The following is a 15898-nucleotide window of genomic DNA, read 5'->3' on the forward strand; positions in this document are numbered from 1 at the left end:
TGGTGTGACGCAGGCATGAAACCTCAAACCAGGTTGCTCATCGGTCTTGCAGTTGCCTTTGTGGCACTTGTGGTGATCGGTGTAGCCGTTCAAACCATCCGCAGCCTGCTGTGGGATCTGAGTTACTTCCTGCCTCCCTGGCTGCTTACGCCGGTTCTGCTGCTGGGTCTTGTGCTGGTGGTGGCTGTTGTGATGCAGGTGGGCTGGCCCATGTGGAAACGCTGGAAGTCACGCCCCCCTCAACATCCGCGGCAGCCAGCCGCCGCTCCTCAGAACCGCCGGGACGCCGCAAACACAAGCCTGGGCCATGTCGATCGCTTGATCGAACGCATCCAGGACGACATCAGCCGCCGGAGTCTGCAAAACGAACGCGATCGCGTCGCAGACGAACTGAAGCGAGGGGATCTGGTGGTTGTTGTGTTCGGCACCGGATCCAGCGGCAAGACATCGCTCATCCGTGCGCTGCTCAATGAAATGGTCGGCGATGTGGGTGCCCCCATGGGCGTCACAAAAACCAGCCGTGCCTACCGATTGCGTTTGAAAGGGTTAGAGCGTGGTCTGCAACTTGTCGACACCCCAGGGATCCTTGAAGCGGGAGAGCAAGGCCTCAGCCGCGAGGAGACGGCCCGTCGTCGGGCGGTACGCGCCGACCTGTTGATTGTGGTGGTGGACGGTGATCTCCGAGCCTCGGAATTCGCCGTTGTGCAATCCCTTGCTGGCCTCGGCAAGCGGCTGCTCTTGGTGCTGAACAAGCGGGATTTACGAGGTGTGGATGAGGAAAAACGGCTCCTGCAGGTGCTTCGATCCCGTTGCCAGGGACATCTCAACACTGCCGATGTGGTGGCCTGCAGTGCATCTCCTCAATCGATTCCTCAACCCGGTCGTCGGCCCCTACAGCCGATGCCTGACGTCAGCGATCTGCTGCAACGCCTCGCCGGCGTGCTTCATGCCGAGGGTGAGGAATTGATTGCCGACAACATCCTTCTCCAGTGTCGGTCCCTCGACAGCCGCGGTCGTGACCTGTTGAACGACCAGCGCTCCCGGGAAGCCAAACGCTGCATCGACCGTTACAGCTGGATGGGCGCTGGGATCGTCGCTGCCAATCCACTGCCAGGAGTGGATCTGTTGAGTACCGCAGCAGTGAATGCCCAGATGATTCTTGAAATGGCGAAGATCTACGGGGTTGAGATGTCCCGGGATCGTGCCAAAGACTTGGCCATGTCCCTAGGTCAAACCCTGGGCAAGTTGGGCATCGTCAAAGGGGCCATGTCCTTGCTGGGCACCAGCCTCAGCCTGAGTTTGCCCACCCTGATTCTTGGTCAGGTGCTCCAGGGGGTGGTCACCGCATGGCTCACCCGAATTGCCGGCAGCAGCTTCATCCGTTACTTCGAACAAGACCAAGACTGGGGCGACGGCGGGATGCAGACCGTCGTGCAACAGGCCTTTGAACTCAATCGGCGGGAACTCTCGCTGCAGCGCTTTCTGGCCAGTGCAATGCGGCAAGTGGTGGAACCGCTTCAGCAGTCGGCAGCGGGGCGCCTTCCGCCCCGGCCAGAGCCTCAGCAGGAGGGGGGAGCATCGGCCCCCGGGCATCCAGCACCGTGATCAGCAGCAGATAGATCACACCAATCGCCACTGAAATCGCACCGGTGACGATCGCAACCCAGCGTGAACCCTGCTTCTGTTCCGGCATGGGACCCCCTCAAACGAGGGCGATTGTGGACGATCAGGCTTCAGGCCAGCGATGCATTCAGCCGATCGGACAAGTCGCTGAGATGCTGAGCTGTGGTGTGCGGGTTACCCAAGACCGCTTTAAGACAGAAACGGTCGCCATAGAAGGGTCTCGAGAGCATGTAGCCGTGAGAGAGAAGCATCTGGCGGGTCTCTTCACTCCAACAAGCGGCAGCGTCAATTCCCCCCTCCCTGGCCTGGAACGCCAGAAGGTGAAGGTCACCCGACAACAGCGTCAGCTTGTTGGGATCCAACATGGAGGCAAAGGCCTTTCGCCGTTGCAAGGCACCGCTGAGGGTCGCTTCAATCCCAGCCTCACCCAGCTGACGCAGGCCAAGCCAGAGCTTGAGGATCTCCGCGGGCCGGGTTCCCTGCAAGCCGATCTCCCCACCGTGATCCACCCCATTGGGCGCCTGCATGTAGGGCAATCCTGTTGAAAAGGCCTGGCGGAGGTGGGTGCGATCCCTCAGCAACAGCAGCGATGAAGCTTTGGTGATGCCAAGCAGTTTCTGAGGATTCAGAGTGATCGAATCCGCCAACTCCATGCCGCGCATCAGAGATGCGTGGCTGGTGCTCAGGGCGAACACACCGCCGATGGCTGCATCCACATGCAACCACACCCCTGCATCACGACAGAGTGCTGCCAGATCCGAGAGGGGATCAATGGCACCACGCACGGTTGTCCCAGCGGTGGCCACCACCGCCAGACAAGGGCGGCCCTGGGCTTGCAGTGTTGTCAAACGCTCGCCCAAAGCGTCAAGACAGAGGCCGCCGTCGGGGGCCACCGGAAGCATCTGGAGTGCATCCTCCGACAAACCCATCACCCTTGCCGCCTTGTTGATCGAGACGTGGGCGTCTTGGCTGCAAAGGAGCACGGGATCCCGCTGCATCGAGCCCAAAGCGGCCCGAGCCGAGACCAGTGCCATGAGATTGCTCAGGGTTCCACCACTCGCCAGAACGCCTCCGGATCCTTCCGGCAAGCCAATCCTGTGGCAGAACCAGCGGCAGAGATCATGTTCCAGGCCAGTCAGCCCAGGAGAGAGTTCCTCTGCCAGGAGATTGTTGTTCAAACCCGCGCAAACCATCTCCGCCGCAATGGAGGCGGTGAGAGGGGGCGGATCAAGATGAGCCAAGGCACCGGGATGAGACGGCTGGTAGGCCCCATCCATCACTTGCTGCAGATCACTCAGGAGTGATTCGACACCAGCTCCTTCCAGCCCGGGAGCCACCTCAGGCAAAGGGCGCATCAAGGGCACCGGGCCCGTTCGTTCAGCCGAGCCGATCCAACGGCAGAGCAGATCTGAACTGCGGTGCAAGAAGTCATTCAGTACCGGGTCTGCAGCCGAGGGGATGGCGAACGGAGCGAGCCGATCCGATTGGTGCTGAGACTCGGAACAGGCTTGCAACGGAGACCCGTGAACTTCAGTGATCTTCGCGTCTCGTGGGATGGTGCTCAAAGGACAGCGTGTAACGGCGGTGGATCAGCGGGATGACTTGACTCGCTGGATGGACGTTCTGCTCCAGCGGGCCGAGGCCACTGGCGCGGAAGGAGAGGTACCAGTTGCCGCGGTGATCCTGGATGGAAACGGGAAGGCCATCGGACATGGACGCAACAGACGCCAGAACCATATGGACCCCCTTGGGCATGCCGAACTGGTGGCGTTAAGGCAGGCAGCGGTGGTGCAGGGCGATTGGAGATTCAACGACTGCACCTTGATCGTGACCCTCGAGCCCTGCCCCATGTGTGCGGGAGCCTTGGTGCAGGCCCGAATGGGAGCAGTGGTGTATGCCGCATCGGACCCTAAACGCGGTGGTTTGGGGGGAAGCCTTGACCTCTCCACCCATGCCAGTGCGCACCATCACATGGAGGTGGTGCGCGGTGTGCGCGAGGCTGAGGCGAGAGGGCAGCTGGAGCGCTGGTTCAGGCAGCGGCGGCTTCAGAACCGCTGAAGCGGGGTAGCTCTGTCTCAAACAGGTTGAGGAGACGGTTCACATTTTCTGGGTTGGAGTTGTATCCCATCAGCCCGATTCGCCAGATTTTTCCAGCAAGCGTGCCGAGACCACCGCCCACCTCGATGCCGTGGTTGTTCAGCAGATGCTGACTGAAGGCCTTTCCATCCACACCTTCAGGGATGCGAACAGTGGTGAGCGTCGGCAGTCGACGGTCGGCCGGAACATGCATAGAAAGCCCGAGACTTTCGAGGCCGCTCCAGAGCAATTCCGCATTGCTGCGGTGTCGAGCCCAGGCCTGATCTAGACCTTCCTCGGCCAACAGACGTAAGGCTTCGCGCATGCCGAAATTCATATTGACCGGCGCCGTGTGGTGGTAGACACGATCACTGCCCCAGTACTGATTAAGCAGGGACACATCGAGATACCAATTGGGAACCTTGCCCTGACGGGCTGACATCTTGGCCTCGGCGCGAGGGCCCATCGTGAAGGGTCCAAGGCCCGGAGGGCAGCTCAATCCCTTCTGGCTGCAGCTGTAAGCGAGATCAACCTTCCACTCATCGATATAAAGCGGAACTCCCCCCAAGGACGTGACGGTATCGAGCAGCAGCAAGCAGTCGTGCTTGCGGCAGAGGTCGCCAATGCCGTCCATGGGTTGGCAGACACCGGTGGAGGTTTCGGCATGAACCATCGCCAGGATCGCGGGCTTGTGCTCGATCAGGGCCGCTTCGAGTTCATCGAGAGAAAACCACTCTCCCCAGGGCTTCTCAATGGTTTTGACATCAGCGCGGTAACGCCCAGCCATATCTGCCAGACGGAGGCCGAAATATCCCTTCACCGCAATAAGAACGGTGTCTCCAGGTTCCACGGTGTTGGCCAGGGTTGCCTCCATGGCGGCACTCCCAGTACCACTCATCGGAAGCGTGAGGCGGTTGTCCGTCTGCCAGGCGTAGCGCAGAAGTTCCTGCACCTCACCCATCAGCTCGACGTAAAGGGGATCAAGGTGACCGATGGGAGTTCGCGACAGCGCCTTCAGAACCGTCGGGTGCGCGTTCGAGGGGCCTGGTCCCAGCAGCAGTCGATCTGGAGTGCTGATCGGTGCAAAAGCTTTGCGATGACGTTCGTCAACAGGAAGAAGAGAGTTGGTCGTCGCCAAAGCCCTGATCATTGGTTCGTGGTGATGAGCCTACGCAGTCATGCCCCTCAGAAGAGATGAGAGCTGCACGATTGCAATCTGTTCAAATCTTGCGCTGAACTTTTGCGTTCAACGTTGGCGCACATTGGTTTCAGCAAGGCCTTTGGCCAGGTGATCGAACGGCTGCAGAACAGTGGCGAGCTGCTCGGATGCCGCACCGTTCGCCAAAAGCATCTCGGCCACGACTTCCCCGAGCAAAACAATGCTGCGAACAGTGGGGCCCGTAGGAACACCAAGGCTCTTGTAGGTGTCGTCCAGCCCGTTGAGAACACGCTCATTGAGAATCGTGCTGTCGCCGGCAACCAGGGCATAGCTGGCGTAGCGCAGGAAGTAATCCATGTCCCGCAGACAGGCAGCGAGCCGACGGGTCGTGTAGGCGTTTCCGCCAGGAAGGAGCAGGTCGGGCTCATCCCGGAACAGCCGCTGGCTGGCCTCACGCACAATTTCGGCGGCGGAACCGTTGATCAGCTCAACAGCCTGAATCCGCAGCGTGGATTCATCCAAATACGCATTGATGCTGTCGATCGCTGGACGATCGAAATAACGACCCAGTTGGTCGTAGCGACCGATCAGACCGCTGATTGCATCGCGCATTTACCTGAATCTCCAGAGGATCCCCCGCGGACGCTAACACCGTTGAAGCGGGCAAATCCTTTGGCAGGCCTGCATTTCGGCCAAGTTGACAGAAACGGTTACGCAGTTGACTCCAGGCAGCTGGAACGTACCTCTTGATACAAAATGGTGACTTGTGGCTCTATACGGTCACACCACTGCACAATTCAGTCGAGCAGTCCTTTCTTATGTCGAAATCCCCCCAGGACGTCCTGCGCCAGATCAAGGACGAAGGCATCGAACTGATCGACCTCAAATTCACCGATCTGCACGGCAAGTGGCAGCACCTAACGGTCTGTACCGATCTGCTGGAGGAAGAATCCTTCACTGAGGGCCTGGCCTTTGACGGTTCCTCCATCCGTGGATGGAAGGGCATCCAAGCCTCCGACATGGCCATGGTTCCCGACGCCAACACGGCCTGGGTTGATCCGTTTTATCGGCACAAAACCCTGAGCATGATCTGCTCGATTCAGGAGCCGCGCACCGGTCAGCCCTATGAGCGCTGTCCCCGCGCCCTGGCCCAGCGTGCTTTGAATCACCTCGCCAGCACAGGACTGGCCGACATGGCCTTCTTCGGTCCTGAGCCTGAATTCTTCCTCTTCGACGACGTCCGCTACAACTCGGCCGAAGGTGGCTCCTTCTACAGCGTCGACACGATCGAGGCGGGTTGGAACACGGGTCGCATCGAGGAAGGCGGCAACCTCGCCTACAAAATTCAGGTGAAAGAGGGGTACTTTCCCGTTGCTCCGAACGACACAGCCCAGGACATCCGCTCCGAGATGCTTCTGCTGATGGGGCAACTGGGTATCCCCACCGAGAAGCACCACCACGAAGTTGCCGGCGCAGGCCAGCACGAGCTCGGCATGAAATTCGCTGAGCTCATCCAGGCAGCCGACAACGTCATGACGTACAAGTACGTCGTGCGCAACGTGGCCAAGAAGTACGGCAAGACAGCCACCTTCATGCCCAAGCCGGTGTTCAACGACAACGGCACAGGCATGCATGTGCACCAGAGCCTCTGGAAAGGTGGTCAGCCACTGTTCTTCGGCGAAGGCACCTACGCGAACCTGTCGCAGACCGCCCGCTGGTACATCGGCGGCATCCTCAAGCACGCTCCGGCCTTCCTGGCCTTCACCAACCCCACCACCAACAGCTACAAGCGTCTGGTGCCCGGCTTCGAAGCTCCAGTGAACCTGGTGTACTCGGAGGGCAACCGTTCCGCCGCTGTGAGAATTCCTCTCACCGGCCCAAGCCCCAAAGCCAAGCGCCTCGAATTCCGTTCCGGTGATGCCCTAGCCAATCCATATCTGGCCTTCAGCGCCATGATGATGGCTGGCCTGGATGGCATCAAGAACCAGATCGATCCCGGCGACGGCGAAGATCGCGATTTGTTCGAACTTCCTGCTGAAGAGCTTTCGAAGATCGCAACGGTCCCGGCTTCCCTCAATGGTGCCTTGGAAGCTCTGAATGCCGATCGTGGCTTTCTCACCGCTGGCGGAGTGTTCAGCGACGACTTCATCGACAACTGGATTGACCTCAAATACGAAGAGGTTCAGCAGCTGCGTCAGCGTCCTCACCCCCACGAATTCACCATGTACTACGACGCCTGATCAGCACTCGTTGAGACCCACGACCCGCCTCGCAGGAGGCGGGTTTTTTTTGTGGACTGCTTGGCACGCGGTTGCGCGTCACATCCGCTGGAATAGGGCCGTTGTCTGAATCCGCGATGGCGTCAACGCCCCTGAGCAAGCTTGCGTACCAAACGCTTCAGCAAGGCAAAAGCATCGCGGGCCTGGCTCACAAAGAGCTGAGCACCAAGCTGATGGAATGGGTGGCTCCCGATGCCGTTCCCAAAACCGAAGCAGTACCCGCCGAGGTGCTCGGAGAACTGCGCCTGGATATGAACAAGCTCCAGGAACAGGATTGGCAGGAGGCTCAATGGGGGATCTATCCGGAGCAACTGCTCTTCGATGCGCCCTGGCTCGACTGGGTCAGCCGTTATCCACAGGTGTGGATGGATCTCCCCTCCACCTGGGATCGACGCCGTGAGCGCAACGTTCGCGATCTGCCACGGGACACCGAAACAGCGCTTTACCCCGACTACTACCTTCAAAATTTTCATCATCAAACCGATGGATATCTGAGTGATCACTCCGCCGGTCTCTACGACTTACAGGTTGAGATCCTTTTCAACGGCACAGCCGATGCCATGCGTCGACGGGTCCTGGCTCCGCTCAAACGCGGCTTAAAGCATTTCGCTGACCGGGCTCCGGGCTCCCTGAAGATCCTTGATGTGGCCACCGGCACCGGTCGGACGCTGCACCAAATCCGAGCTGCTGTTCCTCACGCGCAACTCATCGGGACCGATCTCTCCGAGTCGTACCTCCGTCAGGCCAATCGCTGGTTGAATGCCGGGGACGCCTCGCTGGTTCAGCTGATCCGTGCCAATGGGGAATCACTCCCCTTGGCGGATGGCTCGGTTCAAGCCGTGACCTGTGTGTTCCTGCTGCATGAACTGCCAGCAGAAGCCCGCCAAAACGTTATCAACGAGGCTTGGAGGGTGCTCGAGCCAGGCGGTGTTTTCGTTCTTGCCGACTCTGTGCAGATGGCAGATTCAGCCAAATTTGCCGCAGTGATGGAGAACTTCCGGCGTGTCTTCCATGAGCCTTACTACCGGGATTACATCGGTGATGACATCGACAAACGCCTAACAGCTGCAGGCTTCGAGGGAATCACAGCTGAATCCCACTTCATGACACGGGTCTGGTCAGCACGCAAACCCACCAATGAAGAGACCTGATAAGCGGATTCCCTGACAGCGTCCCTTGCACGAACGTCTGCGAGCCATAGGGTAAATGCGATTACGAAGGGAACTTCATGACCAATCCCTTCCGGCTGCGTTGGCTTCAGGGCTGGACGTTTCAGGTCGTGCTGATGGAAGGTCACGTGCAAGTCGAAGCCCTTGGTTTCGGCATATGCCTGCGCACAGCGTTGCTGCCTGGGGAGAGCCCCCAAGCCGCGGCAGATCGTCTTGTTCTCTCTGAGGATCGCCGGCGGCGGGCCCTGCACAATGCATGGCTTCGCGGTCAGCACATGCCACAACCTTCGGGGGTCCCTTCCATCGAGGATGAAGCTCCCGCATCCAATTCTCTGGTGGTGGTTGCATAGGCCCATCGCCAACGGGTGGCCTGATCGGTTTAGAGCTGGGCCAGCAGCCAGGCCAGAGTGAAGCCCGCTCCAGCAAAGCGGAGTGCCTTCCAGAAACGCTGACCCGATTCCGTTGGTACATCCCACCCTGCAAGCGGCTGGCTGATCAGGTTTGTGGCAAGTTTGCGGCGCTGGATCCAGCGTCGAGCGGCAACACCCGACCCAATATGGGACTGCCTTTGCCCTTGCAGCAGCAAGCGTGAACCATGGTGCAACCAACGCAGTTCACTGCGACCTCGTTTGCCTTTGCGCTCTTCCAAGGCATTGAACCCACGTGCTCCGAAACTAGAGCGATCTACTGATCAAGGGATGACACCGCCCCCCGCCCCATGGCCCGACTCCGCCAAAGGAAAGGCAGAGGAGCTCCATCAGCTGCTCCGCATTAGCGATCGCGACTGGCATCAACTGAAAAGCAACCGCAAGCGTCGTGGTGCCGAGTTGTTGGCGGCAGCGTTGGTGCAATTACTCCGCCAGGGAGACCACACGGATGTCGAGCAACTAACCCAGCAAGCGCTTGGCTGGATTAAGGGAGAACTGAAGGATCCGGGCTGTCCCCATCACTGACCGGGCGCCGGCAGGCCAGTTGCAGTCGGTTTCCCCTCCGACTCCAGCGGACATCGTCGAAACATTGATGAATGAGGAACAGCCCGCGGCCACTGGCAGCATCTAGCGCCGTCGGCAGGGTCGCTCTGCGGGACTGCTGCGGCAAGCCGCAGCCTTCATCCTGAACCTGCCAGACCAACCAGTTGGGCGTCAGGATCCGACGAACGCGAAGCATCTTGGCTGGATTTTCATCATTGCCGTGGCGGACGGCATTCACCAGAGCCTCATGTAAACCCAACTCGATGCGCTGACTGGTGAACACACAGCCCACCGGCTCGGTGAGCAGCTCCAGCAGAGGGGCCAGCTGCAACGTGGACGGCAGTGTGAACTCAGCCCAGCGAAACCTCTTGGACGGCACAGTGGAGCACGTTGACGTCGGTCTTTTGAACTTACCGTTGTTAGATCTCCCCGTCAGGATCTGCGGGCCACAAGCGCTGGATGATTCAGAACTGAATCCATCAAACGAACCCCCCTCAGCTGATTGATCAACGGCATGTGGCCCTCGGGAGCCTCAATCGACCAAGTGAATGCACCGGGATACCGGGTCCATACCCCATCGCGTTTCCAGCCAATGCGGGGCCACAGGCGTTCGTAACGGCCATCGAGGGCGTCCAGTAGCTGGGACTGGACCGTAAAGCCAAAGCGGCCTTGGGAATAAACCGTCCAGAGCCTATCGAGACTGACCAGATCAATGCCCGACATCGGAGCCACTTCAGTGAAGTAGACGTAGCCCCGCTTCACAGCAGCATCCCCGGCCAAATCGCGCAGACACTGGCTAGTGATGCGATCCGCTTCCTCAAAGTTTTGGTTGAGCAGCTCCTGCTGCAACGGGCCGTAATTCAGGCCAACTGCCGATTCCGCTGCCAGCCAGCCGGCATCTGGGGATTTGATCAGAGCGGCAATGGACTCAGGCTGGTGGCGCTGCAGGACCTGCAGAATCCAGCCTGCAGCCCAGTCATCACCGGCAGGATCGAAGCCAGAAAGAAGATCTGGCCCGACGGCAGCAAGGTCCTCAGATCGTGCTTCGACCTGCTTGATCAGAGGGCGTCGTTGGCGAGGTGTTCCCTTCGCGAAACGATCCAGCAGCTGGTCAACGCTGAGTTTGGTGGCGGGTGTGGAACCGGAGAGCATGAGTCGCAACCGGCCCCAACTGGCTCGGTGTTGGCCACTATGTCAGGCATGGGCGAGACAAGTTCAATCGAGATCCAGCAGCTTCGCGAGCTGAAAGGTCCGCTGGTGGACGTGCGCAGCCCCAGCGAATTTGCGAAGGGGCACTGGCCCGGGGCCATCAACCTGCCTTTGTTCAACGATGAGGAGCGGGCCGAAGTCGGCATCGCCTACAAGCAGCAAGGACGGAGACCAGCGATTCATCTGGGTCTTGAACTCACCGGACCCAAGCTCAGCAGCTTGGCCCGTGAGCTGGAGACCCTTCGCGAGCTGGGCAATCCACGGATCTACTGCTGGCGGGGAGGAATGCGCTCGGCCAGCATGGCCTGGCTCGCGCAGCAGATCGAACTCAAGCCAACACTTCTGCAAGGGGGTTACAAGAGCTACCGGCGCTGGGCCCAGAGCCGATTTGAACAGAGATGGCCCCTGCGCGTCATGGGGGGGCGAACGGGAACTGGAAAAACTGATTTGCTGTTGGCCATGGCGGCCTGCGGAGTAGCCGTTGTTGATCTGGAAGGGCTGGCCCACCACCGCGGCAGCAGTTTCGGCGGCCTGGGCCTGCCGGATCAACCCAGTACCGAGCACTACGAGAACAAATTGGCTGAAGCGTTGGATCAGCACCAACGCCAGCAGGCAACGGCGATTTGGTTGGAAGCCGAAAGCATCCAAGTAGGGAGCTGCCGCATTCCCAAACCTTTCTTCGATCAGATGCAGCAGGCCCCGGTGCTGGAGATTCAGCGCGACCTGAACGAACGGGTCGAACAGCTGGTGCAGGTGTACGGCCATCAAGGGGCGTCAGCTCTCGCTGAGGCGACCCAGCGGATCAGTCGACGACTCGGCCCGCAGCGCACCAAGGAAGCCCTCGAGGCGATTGACAGGGAAGACTGGGCCAGCGCCTGCCGCGCCACACTCGACTATTACGACCGTTGTTACGACCACGAATTGGCGCGATCCCCCAAACGCGACAACATCGACCTATCGGGCCTCAGTGCTGATCAAGCCGCGCAGACGCTGATGAAGCACGGGTTTGTTGAAATCCCCGATTAAGATCTCTGCTACCGATGGTTCCAGAACGACGTGAGCGAAGCAGCGATTCAGTTCTTTCGGGGAGTCAATGAGCCGGTGGTTCCCGATATTCGTCTGACGCGCAGCCGCGACGGTCGTACTGGTCAAGCAACCTTCCGTTTCGAGAAGCCTGCTGCAATTGCTCCAGAAACGATGGGCGACATCACTGGAATGTGGATGGTCGATGAAGAAGGTGAGATGGTCACCCGAGAAGTGAACGGCAAGTTTGTGAACGGCACAGCAAGTGCTCTTGAAGCCGTTTACTCCTGGAAATCCGAAGAGGATTTCGAGCGATTCATGCGCTTTGCCCAGCGCTACGCCGAGGCCAACGGCTTGGGTTATTCACAAAATCAGGATTCCAATCAGACTGACGCTGCCGACGATCAACAAGCTTGAGACTGCCCCACTGGCTGTCGTTAACAGCCTTGATCGCAGCGATCACCTTGCTGTGGTCCCTGCGTGAGCTGGTGCTGCTGCTCTTTGCTGCAGTCGTTCTGGCCATGGCCCTTTGCACACTTGTGGGCATCCTTCGAGAAAGGAGGCCGATGCAACGGCCTCTGGCCTTGATTCTCTGCATCGCCGGGTTGCTCTTGCTCGTTGCAGGGGCTGCGGGTGTTGTGGTGCCCCCATTCCTCGAGGAATTTGCCCTGCTGCTGCAGAAGCTGCCCGAAGCGGGTCAGACCCTCGTTCGGATGGGAGTCGACTGGATCGACACCATCAGCGAAGCCATCTATGGCGCGGATGCATTCCCCGACATCGATGAACTGGAATTGAGTGGTCCGCGACAGCTTGTGCCCGATGGTTCATCACTGGCAGCAGGCGTGGGCAGCGGATTGCTAGGCCTGCTCGGTGTTGCGGGAAACCTCGGCAACGGGGTGCTGCGTCTGTTGTTCGTGCTGGCAGTCGCTTTGATGATCAGCATTCAACCCCAGGCCTATCGAAGTGTGGGGCTTCAGCTGATTCCCTCCTTTTATCGACGCCGTGGACGGCGAATCCTTGATCAGTGCGGTGCCGCTTTGAGTAGCTGGATGGTCGGCGTGCTGATCAGCTCACTGGCGGTCTTTGTGCTGTGCAGCATCGCGCTGACACTCTTGGGCGTGAAACTCGTTCTGGCCAATGCACTGCTGGCAGGACTGTTGAACGTGATCCCCAATGTGGGACCAACAATGAGCACCATCTTCCCGATGGCAGTCGCCCTGCTGGATGCCCCCTGGAAGGCAGCGGCGGTATTGGGGGTCTATGTGGTGATCCAAAACATCGAGAGTTACGTGATCACGCCTTCGGTGATGCACCACCAAGTGAAGCTGCTGCCTGGGTTGACCCTGGCCGCGCAGTTTTTGTTCACGCTGCTGTTCGGACCTCTCGGCCTGCTGATGGCTCTGCCTCTAGCGGTGGTGCTGCAGGTGATCATCCGAGAAGTCCTGATCCACGATGTTTTGGATCGCTGGAAACGTCTGGAGCCCGCAGGATGACAGCCGGCACGTTTCTTGTTGCTCTCACCCTGGTGGTGCTGGTGCTGCTGCTCTGGCACCTGCGCTGGGTGCTCCTGGTGCTGTTCGGCGCCGTGGTGGTTGCGGTGGCACTGGATGTGCTGATTGTTCAGGTTCAGAAGCGAACACGGCTGAAACGACCACAAGCCCTAGCTGCCGTGCTTGGGATTTTGCTGTTCGCAGGGGGGCTATTGGGACAGCTGCTGGTCCCGGAACTCATCAGCCAGTTCCAGCAATTGGGTCGTGATCTGCCGCAGTTGTTCAGCAAGGTGTCTGATCTGCTGAGCAGCGAGCCACGCCTGGCGCAGCTGAATGAAGCGCTGGGTGAGGGCCTCAACTTGAAAGGGCTTCAACCATTGCTGGGCTTTGCAGGCGGTGCGGCGAATTCGCTGATTCAGCTGTTCCTGATGGCCCTGCTCGCGATCTTGTTGGCCCTGGATCCAAGTTCCCATCGGCGCATGGTCGTCGCCGTGACGCCCCGCCCCGCCCGACAGCAGATGGAACTGTTGCTGGATGAATGCCGTCAGGCGCTGGGGGGTTGGCTCAGCGGCATGACCCTTTCCGCCACCAGCGTGTTTTTGCTCACCTGGGGTGGACTGTTGCTGCTCAAAGCACCCCTTGCTCTATTGAGCGCCCTGGTCTGCGGCCTGCTCACCTTCGTACCCACCATCGGCCCCACGGCGGCAACCCTTCTACCGACGGGATTAGCACTGCTGCAATCGCCGCAATTGATGGTCTCGGTGCTCGTTTTCCGGCTGGTGCTGCAGAACCTCGAGGCATTTCTGCTCACGCCATTGCTGCTGCGCAAAACCGTGAATCTGCTTCCCACCGTCGCCCTGACAGCCCAGCTCAGCCTTGGCGCCCTGCTGGGGCTACCAGGCGTGCTGCTCGCCCTTCCGCTGGTGGTGGTGATTCAGGTGCTGATGCAGCGCGTGGTGGTACAGCAGATCATGGATCGCTGGGCCTAAGAGCAGAATCCACCAATGTATCCAGATGAACACCTTGTAGCAAGGGTCACACCTGAGACCAGTGCTGACTAAGTACTTTTACGGTGTCGTGAGAGCGACGCGTCGAGCATTGGGGCTCTTGGGAGAGGGTCCCAATTTTTTTGAACATGCACCAAGGGCAAGCGCATTAGGTCGAGCTTTCAATCTCCTAGAGCAGCTGACGTTTCTTCTTCTCACTTGAATCGCGTTCCCGTTCAACCGCTTGCCAATAGGCCGCAGACACCGCAACCTCTTGGCCGCGTTCAATTTTGTTCAGCCGTGATTTCAGAGCCTCAACCTCGGCGCGCAACCCGAACACCTCTTCATTGAGACCAGGATTCAATTCCATGAGACCTGAGCAACCAGTTGAGTCGTAGCTCAGGCGCAACAAGCAATGACGTTCAGATTGATACCAACACCACCCCTTCCAGGCCAACGATCCAATAGCGTGTCCAACAGGTCTTGAGACGAAAGGGCTTGGACGTCATCTTCAATTTCTCTCGTTATGAGGAACTGAGGCAGGCCGTGAAGCAGCTGGTTCGAGAGAACCTCGATCCGGAATTACTGCACGAAGAAGCGCACGACCTGTTCGAATCGTGGTGGTCCTCGACCCACAGCAAGGGGCGATGGAACACTGATGTGAAGCAACGCACCTGGGATTCAATCTGGCGTGAATTCGGCAATGGCTCCAGCTAGCCGAAACGACGCCACAGGGACGGTGAACCCAGCAGCACCACCACAGCCAACTGGTGATGTCGAATCGCATAGCCCAAGCCTGTGAGTGTGAACTGATCACTCAGGAGCTGCACTTCGGTGCGCAGATCGCCCAGGGCCAAGAGGATCAGAAGAATCGGAAACCACCGAGCAGGATGGCGTCGTCGTTGAGATTCGCCACTGCGATCAGTCACGGGAACGGTCCCAGAGCGTGAGCAGCGAGGGTGCCAGGGCGATGCTCGACCAGGAGCCCACCACAACCCCCAAGGCCAGAGCGATCGCAAACCAGTAGAGCGTTGCTCCACCAAAGAACACCAGGGCCAACAGAGGAAGCAGGGTGGTTCCGCTTGTATAGAGGGTGCGGGTCAATGTGGCCGACACCGCTTGATCCACCTGTAAAGAGAGAGGCAGATCAGCTGCATCCTTGCTTCGTTCACGGATGCGATCAAACACAACCACCGTGTCGTTCACCGAATATCCAGCAATCGTGAGCAGCGAGACGGCGAAGAGGCTGTCGACCTCCAGTTGCAGCACAACGCCAAGCCAAGCGAACACACCACAAACGATGGCGACGTCATGGGCAAGGGCCACCAGGGCCAGGAAGGCGTAGCGGCGGTCGTAGCGGAAGCTGATGTAGGCCGCGATGCCACTGAAGGCGACCAGCAGAGAAATCAGGCTGCTGCGCAACAGTTGCCGACCCAAGCTGGGACCAATGGTGTCGACCGATTGACCACCAGAGAGGAACGGACCCGCGACCGGTTCAACCGCCTGGATCACCGCTTGGCCCTGGGCAGCCGACAGGGTTGGCAGCCGCAACAAGAGTGACTGACCGCCATCCAACAGCTGAACCCGGGGCGCCCCCAGGTTGGGGAGAGGTTGCCCCTCCTCCACTGGCAGGTCCAGGCTGCGAATCACATCGGAGACCGCAATCGCCTTGAGCTCACCGCAGGAGTCATCACAACGGCGCTCCAACTGAATCTGCGTGCCGCCGGTGAAGTCCAGGCCCGGACGCAGGGGGGCCCGAATGGCGGGATCCAGCCAGCTGAGCAGCAACCCCAGCAGGCTCACAAACACCACAAGGCCAGAGATCAGCCACACCCTGCGCCGCATGCTGCTGAGGGACCAGCGCAGATTGCGGACCTCGCCCGCTGTTGCCGATGACGAAGGTTCAGTCATGG

At 59.4% G+C, this 15898-nt stretch carries 20 protein-coding genes; 11 read left to right on the forward strand and 9 right to left on the reverse strand.

The window, feature by feature from the left end; all coding sequences use genetic code 11:
• Positions 1-15: 15 nt before the first annotated feature.
• Positions 16-1605 carry a YcjF family protein gene (locus NCN06_RS02995; protein ID WP_226397728.1) on the forward strand — a complete coding sequence of 530 codons (1590 nt, stop codon included), beginning with the start codon at positions 16-18 and terminating at the stop codon, positions 1603-1605.
• A gap of 128 nt (positions 1606-1733) precedes the next feature.
• Here NCN06_RS02995 and NCN06_RS03000 read toward each other — a convergent pair whose 3' ends face one another.
• Positions 1734-3137 (reverse strand): pyridoxal phosphate-dependent decarboxylase family protein, encoded by a 1404-nt coding sequence (locus tag NCN06_RS03000; protein WP_226397729.1) that lies wholly within the window; start codon positions 3135-3137, stop codon positions 1734-1736.
• Between the two features lie 40 nt (positions 3138-3177).
• On the opposite strand from NCN06_RS03000, the gene NCN06_RS03005 reads away from it, so the two are divergent.
• Positions 3178-3681 carry a nucleoside deaminase gene (locus tag NCN06_RS03005; RefSeq protein WP_226397775.1) on the forward strand — a complete coding sequence of 168 codons (504 nt, stop codon included), beginning with the start codon at positions 3178-3180 and terminating at the stop codon, positions 3679-3681.
• On the opposite strand, the gene NCN06_RS03010 is transcribed toward NCN06_RS03005, so the two are convergent.
• Both NCN06_RS03010 and NCN06_RS03015 read right to left on the reverse strand, forming a co-directional pair.
• Complete coding sequence (locus NCN06_RS03010; RefSeq protein ID WP_226397730.1) at positions 3653-4849, reverse strand: pyridoxal-phosphate-dependent aminotransferase family protein; 1197 nt, start codon at positions 4847-4849, stop codon at positions 3653-3655. The genes NCN06_RS03005 and NCN06_RS03010 overlap by 29 nt on opposite strands.
• Before the next feature lie 96 nt (positions 4850-4945).
• Positions 4946-5470, reverse strand: coding sequence for an allophycocyanin subunit beta (locus NCN06_RS03015; protein WP_115023308.1), 525 nt, complete (start codon positions 5468-5470; stop codon positions 4946-4948).
• 206 nt (positions 5471-5676) lie between these two features.
• Here NCN06_RS03015 and glnA point away from each other — a divergent pair, with 206 nt between their 5' ends.
• From glnA to NCN06_RS03030, 3 genes are all read left to right on the forward strand, one after another.
• Positions 5677-7098: a type I glutamate--ammonia ligase gene (gene glnA / locus NCN06_RS03020; RefSeq protein WP_006849711.1), complete on the forward strand. Its 1422-nt coding sequence runs from the start codon at positions 5677-5679 to the stop codon at positions 7096-7098.
• A gap of 116 nt (positions 7099-7214) precedes the next feature.
• The gene (locus NCN06_RS03025) at positions 7215-8288 is read left to right on the forward strand and encodes a class I SAM-dependent methyltransferase (protein ID WP_226397776.1); all 1074 of its coding nucleotides are present in this window, start codon (positions 7215-7217) and stop codon (positions 8286-8288) included.
• A 77-nt stretch (positions 8289-8365) separates the two neighbouring features.
• The gene (locus tag NCN06_RS03030; protein WP_226397731.1) at positions 8366-8656 is read left to right on the forward strand and encodes a copper-binding protein; all 291 of its coding nucleotides are present in this window, start codon (positions 8366-8368) and stop codon (positions 8654-8656) included.
• 29 nt (positions 8657-8685) lie between these two features.
• Here NCN06_RS03030 and NCN06_RS03035 read toward each other — a convergent pair whose 3' ends face one another.
• On the reverse strand, positions 8686-8955 hold the full coding sequence (locus tag NCN06_RS03035) for a hypothetical protein (RefSeq protein ID WP_226397732.1): 270 nt from the start codon (positions 8953-8955) through the stop codon (positions 8686-8688).
• Positions 8956-9004: 49 nt separating this feature from the next.
• On the opposite strand from NCN06_RS03035, the gene NCN06_RS03040 reads away from it, so the two are divergent.
• The gene (locus tag NCN06_RS03040) at positions 9005-9259 is read left to right on the forward strand and encodes a DUF6439 family protein (RefSeq protein ID WP_226397733.1); all 255 of its coding nucleotides are present in this window, start codon (positions 9005-9007) and stop codon (positions 9257-9259) included.
• On the opposite strand, the gene NCN06_RS03045 is transcribed toward NCN06_RS03040, so the two are convergent.
• On the reverse strand, positions 9219-9656 hold the full coding sequence (locus NCN06_RS03045) for an ATP-binding protein (RefSeq protein ID WP_250398645.1): 438 nt from the start codon (positions 9654-9656) through the stop codon (positions 9219-9221). The genes NCN06_RS03040 and NCN06_RS03045 overlap by 41 nt on opposite strands.
• Positions 9657-9709: 53 nt before the next feature.
• Entirely contained in the window at positions 9710-10429 is a 720-nt protein-coding gene (locus NCN06_RS03050) for a GUN4 domain-containing protein (protein ID WP_226397735.1), read from the reverse strand.
• A 39-nt stretch (positions 10430-10468) separates the two neighbouring features.
• Between NCN06_RS03050 and mnmH the strand changes: the two genes are divergently transcribed.
• Genes mnmH through NCN06_RS03070 form a run of 4 tightly spaced genes read left to right on the forward strand, consistent with a single transcriptional unit; the run spans position 10469 to position 13988 of the window.
• Positions 10469-11512, forward strand: a complete 1044-nt coding sequence (gene mnmH / locus NCN06_RS03055; RefSeq protein ID WP_226397777.1) for a tRNA 2-selenouridine(34) synthase MnmH — start codon at positions 10469-10471, stop codon at positions 11510-11512.
• A 30-nt stretch (positions 11513-11542) separates the two neighbouring features.
• Complete coding sequence (psb28, locus tag NCN06_RS03060; RefSeq protein ID WP_226397736.1) at positions 11543-11926, forward strand: photosystem II reaction center protein Psb28; 384 nt, start codon at positions 11543-11545, stop codon at positions 11924-11926.
• Complete coding sequence (locus NCN06_RS03065; protein WP_226397737.1) at positions 11923-13002, forward strand: AI-2E family transporter; 1080 nt, start codon at positions 11923-11925, stop codon at positions 13000-13002. Before psb28 ends, NCN06_RS03065 begins: the two co-directional genes overlap by 4 nt.
• Positions 12999-13988 carry an AI-2E family transporter gene (locus NCN06_RS03070; RefSeq protein ID WP_226397738.1) on the forward strand — a complete coding sequence of 330 codons (990 nt, stop codon included), beginning with the start codon at positions 12999-13001 and terminating at the stop codon, positions 13986-13988. The genes NCN06_RS03065 and NCN06_RS03070 overlap by 4 nt, the downstream gene beginning before the upstream one ends.
• Positions 13989-14175: 187 nt before the next feature.
• Here NCN06_RS03070 and NCN06_RS03075 read toward each other — a convergent pair whose 3' ends face one another.
• Positions 14176-14355 (reverse strand): hypothetical protein, encoded by a 180-nt coding sequence (locus NCN06_RS03075; RefSeq protein ID WP_115023327.1) that lies wholly within the window; start codon positions 14353-14355, stop codon positions 14176-14178.
• A 176-nt stretch (positions 14356-14531) separates the two neighbouring features.
• Between NCN06_RS03075 and NCN06_RS03080 the strand changes: the two genes are divergently transcribed.
• Positions 14532-14702 (forward strand): hypothetical protein, encoded by a 171-nt coding sequence (locus tag NCN06_RS03080; RefSeq protein WP_226406894.1) that lies wholly within the window; start codon positions 14532-14534, stop codon positions 14700-14702.
• On the opposite strand, the gene NCN06_RS03085 is transcribed toward NCN06_RS03080, so the two are convergent.
• Positions 14699-14914: a hypothetical protein gene (locus NCN06_RS03085; protein ID WP_115023330.1), complete on the reverse strand. Its 216-nt coding sequence runs from the start codon at positions 14912-14914 to the stop codon at positions 14699-14701. The genes NCN06_RS03080 and NCN06_RS03085 overlap by 4 nt on opposite strands.
• Positions 14907-15896 (reverse strand): protein translocase subunit SecF, encoded by a 990-nt coding sequence (gene secF / locus NCN06_RS03090; RefSeq protein WP_226397740.1) that lies wholly within the window; start codon positions 15894-15896, stop codon positions 14907-14909. The genes NCN06_RS03085 and secF overlap by 8 nt, the downstream gene beginning before the upstream one ends.
• Positions 15897-15898: the final 2 nt, after the last annotated feature.

This window comes from Synechococcus sp. MU1648 (genome assembly GCF_023630615.1).
Lineage (GTDB): Bacteria > Cyanobacteriota > Cyanobacteriia > PCC-6307 > Cyanobiaceae > Parasynechococcus.

Coding starts and splice junctions, on each gene's coding strand:
- NCN06_RS02995 (WP_226397728.1), top strand. CDS start 16: ATGAAACCTCAAACCAGGTTGCTCATCGGTCTTGCAGTTGCCTTTGTG.
- NCN06_RS03005 (WP_226397775.1), top strand. CDS start 3,178: ATGGTGCTCAAAGGACAGCGTGTAACGGCGGTGGATCAGCGGGATGAC.
- NCN06_RS03010 (WP_226397730.1), bottom strand. CDS start 4,849: ATGATCAGGGCTTTGGCGACGACCAACTCTCTTCTTCCTGTTGACGAA.
- NCN06_RS03015 (WP_115023308.1), bottom strand. CDS start 5,470: ATGCGCGATGCAATCAGCGGTCTGATCGGTCGCTACGACCAACTGGGT.
- glnA (WP_006849711.1), top strand. CDS start 5,677: ATGTCGAAATCCCCCCAGGACGTCCTGCGCCAGATCAAGGACGAAGGC.
- NCN06_RS03025 (WP_226397776.1), top strand. CDS start 7,215: ATGGCGTCAACGCCCCTGAGCAAGCTTGCGTACCAAACGCTTCAGCAA.
- NCN06_RS03030 (WP_226397731.1), top strand. CDS start 8,366: ATGACCAATCCCTTCCGGCTGCGTTGGCTTCAGGGCTGGACGTTTCAG.
- NCN06_RS03040 (WP_226397733.1), top strand. CDS start 9,005: ATGACACCGCCCCCCGCCCCATGGCCCGACTCCGCCAAAGGAAAGGCA.
- NCN06_RS03050 (WP_226397735.1), bottom strand. CDS start 10,429: ATGCTCTCCGGTTCCACACCCGCCACCAAACTCAGCGTTGACCAGCTG.
- mnmH (WP_226397777.1), top strand. CDS start 10,469: ATGTCAGGCATGGGCGAGACAAGTTCAATCGAGATCCAGCAGCTTCGC.
- NCN06_RS03070 (WP_226397738.1), top strand. CDS start 12,999: ATGACAGCCGGCACGTTTCTTGTTGCTCTCACCCTGGTGGTGCTGGTG.
- NCN06_RS03075 (WP_115023327.1), bottom strand. CDS start 14,355: ATGGAATTGAATCCTGGTCTCAATGAAGAGGTGTTCGGGTTGCGCGCC.
- secF (WP_226397740.1), bottom strand. CDS start 15,896: ATGACTGAACCTTCGTCATCGGCAACAGCGGGCGAGGTCCGCAATCTG.